This is a genomic window from Ensifer sp. R-19 (assembly GCF_049905105.1).
Lineage (GTDB): Bacteria > Pseudomonadota > Alphaproteobacteria > Rhizobiales > Rhizobiaceae > Ensifer.
This window is the reverse complement of the sequence record NZ_CP184571.1, coordinates 343,615-357,131: the sequence shown is the minus strand read 5'-3', so window position 1 is coordinate 357,131 and position 13,517 is coordinate 343,615. Positions and strand designations below refer to the sequence as shown.

Here is a 13,517-nt window from a genome sequence, read left to right as displayed (position 1 = left end):
GTGTGCAGATCTGTGACAGGGCGCAAAGAGTTGAGACGATCGAGGCGAACTATGACGCGCACGCCGGCGTCGAATTTGTAAGCCGGCAGCATATTTCGTATGGCGACGATGGCGCCGTTCTGAGAGTACAAAACCCTGACAGCTGTCAGGGTTTTGTAGAGAGACCCAGGCTTAGAAGGACGCCGGCCCCTCTCCTTCATCTCCATCTCACTACGCGCGCAGACCGATAGCCGCCGCGTCGGCAGCGTTGAAATGCCGTGGTCTCCAAGCCCAGCTCGGTGTCTGATCTTCGGGCATCCTCACGTGGCGGCTACGATCGCCGGCGGGCGAGGACCAAAAAACCCTGACAGCTGTCAGGGTTTTGAGCTATTCGACCCCACGGATTATCTGGCCATGGTGGGCCACGATTGCGGCCCGAACGGTGCGGTCGCGACCTGGCGCGACCTTTTGTCTGCGGCTGTCGTGGTTCGATCGATGCTCGGGGTCAGTCCGAGCGCCTATGAGAGGCCTGCGGAATTCTTGGAGCGGAGAATGCAGCCGCCGTCATGGCGTGTATTCTCGAAAGGGCCGGGGCACATCTATTCGGCCGGCGGCTATTAGCGCAATTTGACGCGAAGGGCCGAGCGCGGCGAGTTTTCGCTTTGGCCAATGCTGATGGCTGATGCGCGCTGGCACAACTCACGTTGCCCCCCGGGACTTGCTGCGCGGTAACGCCATTATCCATTTATCGGAGCAACCACGCCTCCTGAAGCGCTTCGGTCCAACGGGCAGCGCTCCTCGTGCTCCGCTGGCGGTCACTCACGCTAGGGTGGCCCACCTCCTTCTACGCCAGACTTTTTCGTTGCGCCAAACTGTGAGGTCTAATGAACCATCGCGATTCTGCCCTTGTTGTTGATCATCATTGTCCTCATGCAAACAGAATCTCGGGAGCGATGATGAAAACGGACGACCGCGAACTCATCGTCGTGATGAAACGCTATTTCGCGGTGAAGGCCGAATTGGCCACACTTACGGCGGAGTTGGAAGCGGAGCGAAAGGCGGCCGGTGCACAAATTGGCGTGTTCTACGATCCGCGACAAAATGCCGAGCGCGCCGCCGACCTCCAACGCTCGCATCACTTGAAGGCAGAGATGGCGTCGCTTATGCAGCGGGCCGAAGCCTGGGGAAGGGCGGCAGTAGCCGCTGACCTGCGCGATAGATCGGAGGCGGGAGGTGAGCCAGAAGAGTGGCAATCGTTTGAGAGACGAGCCGATACATTGTTCGGCGCGTAGTCTCGCCTAGACGATCAGCCGGGCCGCTCGTCCATTCATTCGTTCGGCGTTGTTGTAGTAACTCGTCGCCTTGGTCACCGATTTATGCAGCGACTGCTGCATCGCTTCCGGCAGGGGAATGCCACGGTCGGCAGCCCCAGTCAGGTCAGTCCGAGCGCCTATCTGGAGGCCTGTGCGGGGACGGAGAACGCAGCGGCCACCATGGCATGCATTTTGGAAAATGGGCAGGGCAGATCAACTTGGCCGGCGGCAACTTGCGCGATCTGACGTGAAAGGCGGAGCGCTGGGAGTTGTCGCGTGCGCCGATGCCGATCGAGCGACTGGGAACCAATGGGAGGAGTGGACAGACGAGTTGGAGCGAATACGGCGGACCATTTAGGGATCGCGGTCAGCGTTATGACTTCTGTTCGCTAGAGGTTCAGAGAATACCGCGTGTGCCTTCGTTCACCAGTTCTCGTGAGTGCTCCTTTTTCGACCAAATCTTGCAGATCACGGGTGGCAGTCGCTCGAGATGTGTTGGTGATCGAGATATAGTTTTCCGCACTTAGACCACCTCGAAAGCCAGCGAGGCCCTCGCGGAACATCCGCGCGATGACCTCTTCTTGACGTTCGTTAAACTGGTCGCGGAAGCGATCGAAATATTGCGCCTTGGCAAGATGAAACGCGACGCGTTTTAGCGTCGTCTGCTGCGCCTCAAGGATGGTCTCGGCAAAGTAGACAAGCCATTCCGTTATATCGAGTGTCCGCTGATGCTGCTCAAGCTGATCGTAGTATGCTTTTCGGTAACGCTCGATAGTGAAGGCTAAGGCAATGAGGCTGGGCTGCCCGATATTTTGTGCAAGTGACTTCTCGGCCAGCGCTCGACCCAGCCGCCCATTGCCATCCTCGAACGGATGTATGCTTTCGAAGTAGAGGTGACCAATCCCGGCGCGTGTGAGGGCAGGGAGGGGAGTTTCAGCCCCGGGTGCAGATCGGTTGAACCACTCGATATATGCCGCCATCTCCGTGGGTACGCGTATCGATGGGGGAGCCTCGAAATGGATAACGGTCTTATCGTAGCGACCGGACACGATCTGCATGGCATCCTCATGTGTTCGGTACGCGCCAATAGTTGCGAGGTGACGGTTCCCGGCCATCAACATCCCGTGCCAACGAAACAGTGTTTTATCGTCCAAGCGCGTGGACCAGTTTGCATAGACGTCAACCATCATCTCTGCGACGCCGCGCTCCTGTGGCCTCACAGGTCGTGTGTCTGCCTCGAGACCAAACTGTCTGCGCAGCGAGGATTGCACACTTAAACGATCGAGCACTTCGCCCTCGATCGCGGAGGTCTTGATCGCCTCCTCGCTAAGCAGCTCGATGCGAATCTGGCTGCGGTCATCATCACTGGCATGACGGATTGCACCAATGACTTCGCCCGACGATAGGAGGAACTGCCGTTCGAGCGGCGCAAGCCGGGCGGCATCATACTTGAAGTCGGGCCAACCTTGATGTGTCCAGCTCCAATTCATGAGTTATAGATTTCCTTTCTATAACTCACTTTTGACCGAGAAAATGAGCTATAGCAAGTGCGTCAATAGCTCAATCACGCTGGCAGAAGAGAGCTGTAGTGTAGCTACATGGTGGCTGGAATTGATCGTCCAGCGCTATGCCGCTCGCACCAAGGGAAGGGGATAGCCGCAAGAAGCCGAGAACTTCGGTGCTAAATCGGAGGCAAGATCCGGAGAGGGGAGAGGGAGCAGGCAGGAAGAACTAGCACCCGCGCCCCGGGCTGGCAGCACTGAGCTGAAGCCGCGGAGCGGTAGCGACTACCGCCGCGTGGCGCTGCAGATCCTCAAGAGCGGAGCCTGGAAGTCCGTGCCCTCAGTGGCCGCTGGAACGCGACATGCAGCGGGCGGTTGGCCCCGTTGGGTGCAGTTCCAGGCGATCGCCGGTAGGTCAGTTGTCAGCCGTTCTTTTTCGTCGTTAGTGTGGCCAAATCAATGGCTTTCTTGCCAACCTTTGGGGAGGAAGCATTGAAAACCGTGGCACGTTGAGATCTGTGCGCGGTATCAAGGTGTTGATATTAGCCTGTCCGGCCGCTTAAACCTTCATAGGCGCCGAAGCCACATCGGCTTTTCGGAAATCGGAGCAACATTTATGACCCGCCAACTGTCTCTCCCACGCGACCGAATTTCCGTGCTTCTGCTGGAAGGCATTAGCCAGACCGCGGTGGACTACTTTTCTTCTTCTGGCTACACCAACCTCATTCATTTGCCGAAGGCGCTCGACGACAAGGATCTTAAGCGCCACATCGCCGACGCTCATATCATCGGCATTCGTTCCCGCACGCAGCTGACGGACGAGATTTTCGAATCCGCCAAGAAATTGTTCGCCGTTGGCTGTTTTTCCGTCGGTACGAACCAAGTCGATCTGGATGCAGCGCGGCGGCGCGGCATTCCGGTGTTCAATGCACCTTATTCAAACACGCGATCGGTGGCCGAGCTTGTGATCGGCGAGATTATCATGCTGACACGGCAGATCTTTCCGCGCTCGGCTTCCGCGCATCAAGGTGGGTGGGAGAAGTCCGCTGTCGGCAGCCGGGAGGTCCGCGGCAAAACGCTCGGCATTGTCGGCTACGGCAATATCGGATCGCAGCTCAGCGCGCTTGCCGAAAGCATGGGCATGGTCGTGCGCTACTTCGATCTTTCCGATCGGCTGCGCCGGGGCAATTCGGAGTCGATGGCTTCGCTCGGCGACCTTCTCGAAATCTCTGACTATGTGACAATGCACGTTCCCGAAACACCCTCGACGCATAACATGATCACCGAAACCGAATTGCGCCGCATGAAGAAGGGCGCCATCTTCATCAACAATTCTCGCGGCACGGTGGTCGATCTCGATGCGCTTGCGAAAGTCCTGAACGACGGGCATCTAGCGGGTGCCGCGGTGGACGTGTTCCCCAAGGAGCCGGCATCGAACAACGAGCGTTTTGAGACGCCGTTGCAAGGCTTGAGCAATGTTATTCTGACGCCGCATATCGGCGGCTCCACTGAGGAAGCCCAAGAGCGCATCGGCGGGGAGGTTTCAAGGAAGCTGGTCGAGTATTCCGACATCGGCTCAACGATGGGCGCCGTCAACTTTCCGCAGGTACAGCTGCCTGAGCGCCCGAACGGCACGCGTTTCATTCACGTGCATGAAAACCGCCCCGGCATGCTCATCCAGCTCAACGAGATCTTCTCGTCGCGCGGGCTGAACATCGTCGCTGAGTTCCTTCAGACGCTTGGCGACACGGGCTATGTGGTGGTCGAGGCCGAAGGAATTTCCGCAAATGCCGACGAGGTTCTTCAGGCCCTACGCGAAATTCCTGGAACGATACGAACGCGATTGGTCTACTGACAGCTGACCGGGGCTCAGCGCATCAGCGAATGATCGCCTTTGGTTTGGTTGCCATCGCTGAGATCGCAGGCCTGGTGGAGCCGCGTGCGGCCGGAGCTGCTCCGCCGTTCCTGCATGAGGCGTTCAGGAACTTTCGGGGAGGGGAGAGCGAGCAGGGACCGGAAGAACCCGCCGCCGCGCACGGGCCGTTCTCCCATCTGGTCCAGTTGCGGGGCAATGTCGCGAAGCGATAGGTCGGGATCGGCGATGGCGATCGCTGCCACCGACCGCAGGGTGTGACGAAACCGCATCGGCGGGCTTCTATTTGAGCGATTTGGCACCGGCGAAGATCGGCGGACTCTACCAGATTCAGTGGATTTTCCGTCACCTCAGAGAAGTTGCTGCCGTCGGTCTGGAGCCGCGCGATCGGCCGCCTGATGAACCGGGCCCTCAGCGACGGATAAGGCCGAAGCGGTGGGCTTCGTCCAGCAAGTCTCGAACGGAGGAGGGCTGCCACTTCTTGCCGCCGCGCACAGGCCGTTCGCCCATCTGGTCCAGTTGCGCGGCAATGTCGCGAAGCGACAGGTCGGGATCGGCAATGGCGATCGCCGCCACCAGCTTCATCAGATGGTCCTCGGGGGCGCGGCGAGGGGATCGGGCCAGGAGGTCTTTTTCCGCGAGCTTTTCGCGGACCAGGCGATGAACGGCGCGTCGCAGGCGCTCGACGGTCCAGTCGTGACCGCGGCGATTGAGCACCCGCACGACATTGTCCCAACTGTGCTGGGGCCGGAGTTGCCGTACCATCGGCAACCACGTCTGCGCGGACGCAATGAGCTCATCGAGATAGCGTTTCTCGCGCGCTTCGGAGACGGCCTTGATTGCCTCCGGTCGCCGTTCTCGCAGGCCGGGGTTTCCGGGAAGCTTGCCGCGCGCCTTCGCCGCCTTGATGCCGGCTTTGGTGCGTTCGGCGATCAGCGCCCGCTCGAGCTGGGCGACCGCGCCGAGGACCTGGAGGGAGAACATGCCCTGTGGCGTCGAGGTATCGATCGGGTCGCGGATCGACCGGAAGTGCACACCGCGCGCCTCAAGGTCTTCGATCACCGCCAAGAGATGACTCACCGATCTGGCCAGCCGATCGAGGCGGACGACGACGAGGACGTCGCCCGTGGTGAGCTCGCCAAGCAACTTGGTCAAGACTGGGCGAGCGCGCGATGCCCCGGAGCCATGCTCCTGATAGATCCGATCGCAGCCGGCAGCGCGCAGTTCGTCGATTTGAGCATCGTGGACCTGGTCGTCGGTCGAGACGCGGGCGTAGCCGATCAGCCGCTTGAGTGGCTGTTGGACGTTAACGGTTTGTCGCTTCGCCATCGCGCTTTTAACGGCCTCGTTTCGAAGTGCTTTGTACAAATAAGAAATGCGTTAGAAATTGCTCCGTTGCAAGCGTGTTTTATTATGTGAATGGAAGGCCGCCAGAACCGAAACAGCATGAAGGATGACCAATCTCCCGCAAGTGTCCACGAAAACGCGCCAGCGGCCTTCAATGGAGGAAATGCCGCAGCAATCATCGCGTGAATTCGCTAAAGGTCAGCGCAGATCAACACGACCCGCAGCTATCTGCGCGATCTTAGGCGAAAGGCTCAACTCAGGATCGACTGTTCCACGGGTCTTGCGAAAGACCGAACCGAAATCGTAAGCTGGGATTCTGACTTGTCAGATTTTGCCTTTTTTTCCGGCGCACGCTCTCCGGCGCTACGATGTTTGATTTCGATGCGGCCCTTCGCTGGATGAAGTTCGATCCCGGTCGGACTCTCTCAAGGCGTCCTGACAACGAGTTGCCCTTTCTTGGGGAGCAAGCGGAAGCAGGGCCGGAACTTCTCCTCGAGACCTGCGTCTACATCGATGGTTTGCAAGGGCGGGCGCCGGAAGTTGTTGGAGACCTGCTCGAACTCCGTCACAGCAACCATTCCACGATCGCCATCCAGGAGTTGATGCACACGGTGGGCGTAACTCGATCGAGCACACCCGAGTACGAAACCTGCCATTCAACAGATCAGGACGACGATTGCCATGCGGCCCCATCGCGTGTTCAGACCCGATGCGGATGTCCTCGGACGCGCCGCATTGCTGTCAGGCATGTTGGGTCGCCTCCAGGGCTATCAGCGCGATGCTCGCTTGCGAGCGCTGCACGACTGCGTCTTGTTTCTGCAGGCCCAAAAGCTCGGGCTTACCGTGCTTACCGCCAATGTGAGCGAATTCGACTATCTGCTCCAACTCATGCCAGGCGGAAGGGTCATCTTCTATAGGTCGGGCAATTAGTCTGAGCTGTAGGCTCAGTTGATCGAAGCGACTGCAGTTTCGACGGTATCCGCTCGGTGTTCGACCGACTCTGCCATACGCGGCAGAGGAAGGGGATACCAACCAAGAACCGTAAACGTCCGTGCCAGATCGAAAACGATCTCCGGATTGACGTGCTTCTCGTCGAGCAACGCGATCTGAAGGCCGCGTCTAATTGCGCCGCTATCATGCACGCCCCAGCTGAATCTCAGTTGACGTGGAAACGGCCCAGCGCTGTTCTCATATATCTCAATTCAACGCCAACTCTCAAATTACGTGCGAGGCTAACTATCTGATATCGTTCAAATGAAATTCTCACGATAGGCCCGCCGCCAGCATCGTGATTGGACAGCGCAATTGACAGGGATCACTCTATTGCTGGGGTCTGCTTTCGCAACGTCGTTTGATTGGAGGCGACAATGAAGCATCACACCTTGGAACAACTGCAGACCGTCGCACAGGTTGAGCCCTGTTTCGATCCAGACGGTATGACGCGCCGGCAGCGGCTGGAGCGCTGGGCCGAGCTTCTGGAACTAATCAGGTACAGACACCTGGACACGCTTCATGAAACCGAATTCCAGGTTATGGATGAGCGAAATGCCCTGCGCTGCGACTATTCGCCGATAACGATCGCATTTAGGGATCCGGTGCTCCGTGCTGCAGGTATGGAAACGGACACCTATGGCGAGGCGAAGCGCTTCTTCGAAATCAGCGATGACGAACTGCATGACGTTGTCTGCTACTGCCGCTTTGGCACGACGGTAAGTGCGGCGGTGGCAGCCCGCCAGGTTCGCTCGTTACTCGCCGACAAGCCGAAAGGCTTCTGGGCGTCGGTAGCAGGGTTCTTCATCGGCCGACAACCCAAGGAGCAGCCATCCTAGGATTAGGTTTCCGTACTTCGCCCGCGGACGGAGGGGGAAAGGTTGCTCAGATCATGCCGGCAACTATGATCTTCTTGCGTCCTGCGGGGATCCGCCTAGCTCTGCCGCAGGGATCGACGAACGCGAGCAGCGCCCGGCGGGCGCCACGGGGCTTCCATGCCATCGCGAGATCCCAGGTGAGATCGTTTAGCATTCCCGTGAGCGGCACCATCACCACACCGTCCACCCGCATCGAGCGCGCCCCTTCTGGCTCAAGATCGTGTGCATCAAGCGCCCGTCAGCCGACCGTGTAGCGATGGTCCTTGAACATGGGGGAAGAGTACAAAGCACCCTTTTAACAGTTCAGCCAGATCGACAGGGTGGGCGGCGGTGACGAACAGCGTCCATTCGTGGGGATCACGCTAGCGACCGTGCTCCCGCGACCATAGAAACTCACCTTTCCCGGCCGAGTTGGTATGCGGTCCGCACCGATCAATTGACGAACTTGACGACGACGCCGAACTTGACCATCCCTGCGAGTTCTTCGGCATCCCAGTTCGTCAGGCGGACGCAGCCATGCGACGCTCCCTGTCGATGAGGTCGGGGTCGGGAGTTCCGTGGATCCCATAGGTCGGTTCGGTTAAATCGATCCACACGCTGCCGACCGGGCCATTCGGTCCCTTGGGGATGATAAGAACCTTGTTGTTCTTGCCCTGCTTAAAGTTCACATTCGGATCGTACCTATAGACGGGCATCCGGGCGACGCCCTTGACCTTGTCCGTACCGTAGGGCGATGGATTATCCTTGCTTCCAACCGTCGCGGGATAAGCCGCCAGCAGCTTTCCTGCCTCTTCATAGGCGAGCACCTGTCCGATTTTTCTACTCACCTCGATCCGCTTGACATTCCCCTGTCTTGGCGGGCCCGTCCCCACAACCTGAACCGTCTTGCCGGGTGCAAAGTCGGCGCCGGCATTAAGCGCTTTCAGCAAGTGATGCGGTGTTGATGGCTACCGGCCGAAGCCCCTGGGCAGCGACGATGCCGGACGAGAGAAACAATGCCAACATTGCGATCGGAGCGATAGTGTTCGTACACGATCGAATAATCTTCGGTGCAAGTTGTTCCACACAAAGAGTTGGGACAACCTCGTGCGGGTTGTCAACCGCCGTGGGTAGGGCTGGATCGTTGAGCGGCTCCGACGCGCCGTTCATCGTATGGTCCGCCCGCCGCAACAGATGTACAGCTATAGCCCAGTCGGCCCAAAGCCGTGATTTTGGCCGACTTGGGCTTACACCGCGAAGCCGCTCCTGGCCGTAGGCTGAGAACCGCACTCACAGCGGACCGTTAGCGCGAAACCGGGGTCAGGGTCAGCACCTCGCTGTTGGTCTTGCACGAACCCGGTACGCCGTTGATGCAGCCCTTCGTGGTCTGCTTGATCGTCAGCGTAGAGCCATCGCCCGACGGACCGATCGTATAGGTGCCGCTGCCGGCGCCGGAAAAGCCGCCCCCCGCAAGCACATATTTCACAGTCCCGCCGGAGCGCGACGTTGGCGTGTAGACGAAATCCGCGGTGCCACCGGGGAACTTGCCGACGACCTTGAACGCCTCGTTCAACTTCGCCACGGTTCCGCTCACCTTGATCCGGGCGCCGCCGCCGGTGACCGTCCACGGGCCGGGACAAAGCTTGTCCAGCACATGTTCGGCAATCCGGGCAGCCTCGTCCAGATACGCATCGTCGTCTGAAAAGCCGGTGAAGCTGTCGACAAGGTCACCGCCAGGGTTGGTTCTTGTCTCTATGGTCCAGTCGGCTTTTCCGGCGCCGAATGTGATGCGGCCGCCAATCAAAAAGTCTGGTGCGATAGTACCCAGCTTCTTGATCGCCGTGGCCGGATCGGCATATTTCGACTGCTGAAACTTCTGTTCCTTGATCACCTCGTCGATCCGCCGCCATTCGACGACCTTTCCCGCGCACCATGCAAACTCCCCGCCGTCGCCCAGCGTGGTGACGAGGTGGTGCAAGATAACCTCGCCCAGACCATTGCCAGCAGACTCCCGACCGGGATAGTTGTCATCGGTGATTGTGCCGACCGCCAGCGCCACATCGGCTTGCTGCGCTGATGCGATCGCCGATGACAGCAAGACAAGCAAAAGCGCACAAAGCACCGGCACGAAATGCGACGCTAATGACCGAACCTGCACCTTGATGCGCCCCCGCTCACGGACCGTGCCGTTACACTGCCTCTCTAACCAGGGGTCTGTCCAACGAAATCTCGGGTGAGGTCCAGGCCATCCGATCGGGCAAATGAGTCCGCTGAACAAGGGTGAGGAAGGGACTGCAATGCCTGGATTTCCGGCGTTTCCGGTGATCCAGGGCGGCTGACATACGGCGTTTCCGACTCCAGATCCATCATGATTGATACCTGATCCTGCAGCGCAGCCGGTTGGTCGCGCCGATCAAACGGCAGGATGCGTCGAGCGCGTCGAGCGCGTCATGCTCTCGATGCACCGCTTGGCTGTCAGAAGCCGCCCTTCTATGGTTGTCGATCATCGGACCACAGTCTCCAGGGGCCTTGCCGAAATTACGACAATCCGTTCTTTCCGGAAAAAGGAGTATCAAAATGACGTCGACCGTCACCGCTGCGGCGGTTTCGAAGATTTCGGCGCCTACCAGGATGCCGCCGTGCGTGAGCCGGTGATCATCACCAAGAATGGCCGGCCGCGCATCGTGCTGCTTGCCTATGAGGATTATCTGCGGCTGTCGCGGCGCGACCGTCGCGTCGAGGCGACGGCGGACCTGCGCGGCGCCGATCGCGCCGCCGTCGAAAAGTCCGAAATGGAGCCGGGCCTTGATCATCTCAATGCCGAACTGCTGACGAACAAGCATCCTGCCGACTGATATCTCGGATCATTGCGTTTGCGGTTCCCTGGTGCAGTGGATGCCATGTCACGCCGCCTCGATGTCTGTGCGGGAGAAATCATCGCCTTTGTACAACAGCGGTTCATTGCGTGTCTTGGCCAGCGCATAGGAGAAGCAGTCCCCGTAGTTCAGGCAGGCCGGATGTCGGCCCTTGCCATAGCTGCGCCAGGCTCGCCTTGCCACCGCGATCTGTTCCGCGTCGACGGCGACGATTTCGACACCCGCCTTGTAAAGCCACAGATCGAGCTCTGCGGCACCTGCCTCGCCGAGGCGCGCCTCGATGACGATGGCGAGTTCAAGGATTGTCGCCGCGGAAATGAAGCGCCGTGGCGCGTCGACGACCTTTTGTTCGTAGGTTTCTGCTTCGGGCTCATTGAATGCGATCGCGACGATGGCGGACGTGTCGATGACCATTAGCTGGGGAGCCCGTTTTCGTCATACCCCAAGATCTCGTCGGCAGAGCGGTTGTCGACAATCGGCAGCTTGGCCCAACGCTTACGGCTGGCGGCCAGTTCCTCGAGAAGGACATCGCGACTTGCGGCATTTGCGAGGCGCCGCAGCCGTTCCTCCAGTGCGCGGCGGGTCGCCATGGTAATGGTTTCACCGGTCTTCTCGGCCAGTGCCTTGGCAAGGCGTTCCGTCTCTAGATCTTTGATGCTCAGTGCCATTCTCTGGTTCCTTGGTGCCTAATCGTCTATATTCTACCTCGCTCCGGCTGGGACACAAGCGCCAGGACATCGTATCTGGCCGAACCTTCCGGACTTTCGCGCGCAAGACTTTGGCTCTTAATCGGCTGTGATTGCCCCGAACGCAGGTCGTCTGCGACTCTAAATCGATCCCTATCGATACTTAAAAGTTTTCGCTCGGGCCAATGCTGATGGCGCTGATGCGCTCAAACGCGCCTGCCGGCAGCAAAGTTGAGAAACACGCCTCCTAAGATGAAGCACCACAGAAATGATCGTGCCGTCGGAACCACGCCAGGTTGACAGTCCTTCGAGATGAATTCAGCCTTGTCCGGGGCGCGAAAGCGTCTAATTGTTCACGCGTAGAGGCAAGCCATGTCCGCCGTTGGGGCGGCACGGCAAATGATCGAAGGAAGACACTATGGCGACTGGTACCGTGAAATGGTTCAACGCGACGAAGGGGTTTGGCTTCATCCAGCCGGATGGCGGCGGCGCTGATGTCTTCGTCCACATTTCTGCGGTCGAGCGGGCTGGGCTGCGAGAGCTGAAAGATGGTCAGAAGATCACATACGAACTGGTTTCGGACCGCAAGTCAGGCAAGATGTCGGCGGACAATTTGCAGGCCTAGGCCGATTTCGCACGGCGATCTTTTGGGGAGGGCCGGGATTGCTCGGGCTTTTTCGCTTGCAGTAACGTCTGACAGAAACCACACCGCCCGGCGTGATGGCTTGGACTTACTGCGCGGTAACGCCATTATCCATTTATTGGAGCAACCACGCCTCCTGAAGCGCTTCGGTCCAACGGGCAGCGCTCCTCGTGCTCCGCTGGCGGTCACTCACGCTAGGGTGGCCCACCTCCTTCTACGCCAGACATTTTTCGTTGCGCCAAACTGTGAGGTCTAATGAACCATCGCGATTCTGCCCTTGTTGTTGATCATCATTGTCCTCATGCAAACAGAATCTCGGGAGCGATGATGAAAACGGACGACCGCGAACTCATCGTCGTGATGAGACGCTATTTTGCGGTGAAGGCCGAATTGGCCGCACTTACGGCGGAGTTGGAAGCGGAGCGAAAGGCGGCCGGTGCGCAAATTGGCGTGTTCTACGATCCGCGACAAAATGCCGAGCGCGCCGCCGACCTCCAACGCTCGCATCACTTGAAGGCAGAGATGGCGTCGCTTATGCAGCGGGCCGAAGCCTGGGGAAGGGCGGTGCAGTAGCCGCTGACCTGCGCGATAGATCGGAGGCGGGAGGTGAGCCAGAAGAGCGTGAGCGCACGGCGATCGATGTTCCCCCACTGATCGATGCGCCGAAAGACCGGACCGTTCCTGAGACCGGCCTGCTCCAACCATCCTTTTAAAGCCAGCACGGGCCGACCGATCAGAAACACCTGGTCGTCATCATCGTTCGTGGTCGTCTTGGTGCGACCGAGACGGATCGACAGGCAGGGGAGGGGAGCCAGGATCTGCCGGATCGGTCTGCACGGGATCCCCATCTGTCAGGTCCTCGACACGAAGCGCGGCCACTTCCGACCGGCGACGGCCGCCGGAGGCGAAAGCGGTCAGAAGCAGTGCCCTATAGCGCAGATTGACGGGGCGCTCGCCGGCTGCAGGCCTGCAGCAGCTTTGCCAGGATATCGCCGGTCACCGCTTGTCTGCTCTTGCGTTGACGCGGCCGAGCGCTGGCTGCGGACCGCAAACCGTGGCGCCGACTTGAGCGAGGAACCATCGAAGGCGCCTGTCAGGCCGCGCCAACGGGTAAGGATCGACCAGCTCGTCAACCGGCGCCGCACGGTCTCGGGGGCATGCGGCCCGTCGGCGCTCAACAGAGGTTGGGAACGCAAGCCAACTTCCACCTCCGCCGGCATGCCATGGCTTGGATCTTCCGCGCACTTGTCCGGGTCCCAGAGATGGTGGGCGACGAACTTAAGTAGCAGGCTCTCCGGCGCCGACCAGGGGAGGGGGCTGCCCGTGGCGACGTCGTCGTCCGTCAACAGGGCAGCGAGTTGGTCGCGACGGTCGAACGGCAGGATGGCATCAAGCGCGTCGAGTTGCTCGGCTCGATGCAGTATCGAGCCGGCAGTAACGTCGATCGATTT

The 13,517-nt window shown here is 59.4% G+C and carries 13 protein-coding genes and 4 pseudogenes; 7 read left to right on the top strand and 10 right to left on the bottom strand.

All coding sequences use genetic code 11. The features are described 5' to 3' along the window. Positions 1 to 252 precede the first annotated feature (252 nt). Both repC and ACN9MO_RS32160 read left to right on the top strand, forming a co-directional pair. Positions 253 to 600, top strand: coding sequence for a replication initiation protein RepC (gene repC, locus ACN9MO_RS32165; protein ID WP_113738004.1), 348 nt, complete (start codon positions 253 to 255; stop codon positions 598 to 600). A gap of 335 nt (positions 601 to 935) precedes the next feature. Then, complete coding sequence (locus ACN9MO_RS32160; protein ID WP_425989244.1) at positions 936 to 1,271, top strand: hypothetical protein; 336 nt, start codon at positions 936 to 938, stop codon at positions 1,269 to 1,271. 6 nt (positions 1,272 to 1,277) lie between these two features. Here ACN9MO_RS32160 and ACN9MO_RS32155 read toward each other — a convergent pair. Together ACN9MO_RS32155 and ACN9MO_RS32150 are read right to left on the bottom strand one after the other, a co-directional pair. Further along, a pseudogene (locus tag ACN9MO_RS32155) lies at positions 1,278 to 1,415 on the bottom strand (integrase); the annotation flags it as partial. 266 nt (positions 1,416 to 1,681) lie between these two features. Next, positions 1,682 to 2,782, bottom strand: coding sequence for a Fic family protein (locus ACN9MO_RS32150; protein ID WP_113738033.1), 1,101 nt, complete (start codon positions 2,780 to 2,782; stop codon positions 1,682 to 1,684). 628 nt (positions 2,783 to 3,410) lie between these two features. On the opposite strand from ACN9MO_RS32150, the gene serA reads away from it, so the two are divergent. Continuing rightward, positions 3,411 to 4,649, top strand: coding sequence for a phosphoglycerate dehydrogenase (serA, locus tag ACN9MO_RS32145; protein WP_057252917.1), 1,239 nt, complete (start codon positions 3,411 to 3,413; stop codon positions 4,647 to 4,649). Positions 4,650 to 4,663: 14 nt separating this feature from the next. Here the strand turns inward: serA and ACN9MO_RS32140 are convergent, their stop codons facing one another. Together ACN9MO_RS32140 and ACN9MO_RS32135 are read right to left on the bottom strand one after the other, a co-directional pair. Continuing rightward, positions 4,664 to 4,939: a hypothetical protein gene (locus tag ACN9MO_RS32140; RefSeq protein WP_057252915.1), complete on the bottom strand. Its 276-nt coding sequence runs from the start codon at positions 4,937 to 4,939 to the stop codon at positions 4,664 to 4,666. A 139-nt stretch (positions 4,940 to 5,078) separates the two neighbouring features. Beyond that, positions 5,079 to 5,996: a recombinase family protein gene (locus ACN9MO_RS32135; protein ID WP_425989239.1), complete on the bottom strand. Its 918-nt coding sequence runs from the start codon at positions 5,994 to 5,996 to the stop codon at positions 5,079 to 5,081. 1,385 nt (positions 5,997 to 7,381) lie between these two features. Here ACN9MO_RS32135 and ACN9MO_RS32130 point away from each other — a divergent pair. Then, on the top strand, positions 7,382 to 7,843 hold the full coding sequence (locus ACN9MO_RS32130; RefSeq protein ID WP_113737926.1) for a hypothetical protein: 462 nt from the start codon (positions 7,382 to 7,384) through the stop codon (positions 7,841 to 7,843). A 46-nt stretch (positions 7,844 to 7,889) separates the two neighbouring features. Here the strand turns inward: ACN9MO_RS32130 and ACN9MO_RS32125 are convergent, their stop codons facing one another. The 3 genes and pseudogenes from ACN9MO_RS32125 to ACN9MO_RS32115 all read right to left on the bottom strand — a co-directional run bounded on the left by ACN9MO_RS32125 (position 7,890) and on the right by ACN9MO_RS32115 (position 10,019). Then, on the bottom strand, positions 7,890 to 8,075 hold the full coding sequence (locus tag ACN9MO_RS32125) for a hypothetical protein (RefSeq protein WP_057251450.1): 186 nt from the start codon (positions 8,073 to 8,075) through the stop codon (positions 7,890 to 7,892). A 239-nt stretch (positions 8,076 to 8,314) separates the two neighbouring features. Next, positions 8,315 to 8,688, bottom strand: a pseudogene (locus ACN9MO_RS32120) (L,D-transpeptidase). A gap of 476 nt (positions 8,689 to 9,164) precedes the next feature. Beyond that, the gene (locus tag ACN9MO_RS32115; RefSeq protein WP_162771046.1) at positions 9,165 to 10,019 is read right to left on the bottom strand and encodes a hypothetical protein; all 855 of its coding nucleotides are present in this window, start codon (positions 10,017 to 10,019) and stop codon (positions 9,165 to 9,167) included. 419 nt (positions 10,020 to 10,438) lie between these two features. Here ACN9MO_RS32115 and ACN9MO_RS32110 point away from each other — a divergent pair. Beyond that, a pseudogene (locus ACN9MO_RS32110) lies at positions 10,439 to 10,716 on the top strand (type II toxin-antitoxin system Phd/YefM family antitoxin). Positions 10,717 to 10,764: 48 nt separating this feature from the next. Here ACN9MO_RS32110 and ACN9MO_RS32105 read toward each other — a convergent pair. Then, positions 10,765 to 11,151: a type II toxin-antitoxin system VapC family toxin gene (locus ACN9MO_RS32105; protein WP_113737928.1), complete on the bottom strand. Its 387-nt coding sequence runs from the start codon at positions 11,149 to 11,151 to the stop codon at positions 10,765 to 10,767. Beyond that, the gene (locus tag ACN9MO_RS32100; protein ID WP_057251454.1) at positions 11,151 to 11,405 is read right to left on the bottom strand and encodes a type II toxin-antitoxin system VapB family antitoxin; all 255 of its coding nucleotides are present in this window, start codon (positions 11,403 to 11,405) and stop codon (positions 11,151 to 11,153) included. The genes ACN9MO_RS32105 and ACN9MO_RS32100 overlap by 1 nt, the downstream gene beginning before the upstream one ends. A gap of 436 nt (positions 11,406 to 11,841) precedes the next feature. Between ACN9MO_RS32100 and ACN9MO_RS32095 the strand changes: the two genes are divergently transcribed. Both ACN9MO_RS32095 and ACN9MO_RS32090 read left to right on the top strand, forming a co-directional pair. After that, positions 11,842 to 12,048: a cold-shock protein gene (locus ACN9MO_RS32095; protein ID WP_057251455.1), complete on the top strand. Its 207-nt coding sequence runs from the start codon at positions 11,842 to 11,844 to the stop codon at positions 12,046 to 12,048. A gap of 345 nt (positions 12,049 to 12,393) precedes the next feature. Further along, entirely contained in the window at positions 12,394 to 12,639 is a 246-nt protein-coding gene (locus ACN9MO_RS32090; protein ID WP_425989349.1) for a hypothetical protein, read from the top strand. Here ACN9MO_RS32090 and ACN9MO_RS32085 read toward each other — a convergent pair. Then, positions 12,624 to 13,511, bottom strand: a pseudogene (locus tag ACN9MO_RS32085) (integrase); the annotation flags it as partial. The gene ACN9MO_RS32090 and the pseudogene ACN9MO_RS32085 overlap by 16 nt on opposite strands. Positions 13,512 to 13,517 lie beyond the last annotated feature (6 nt).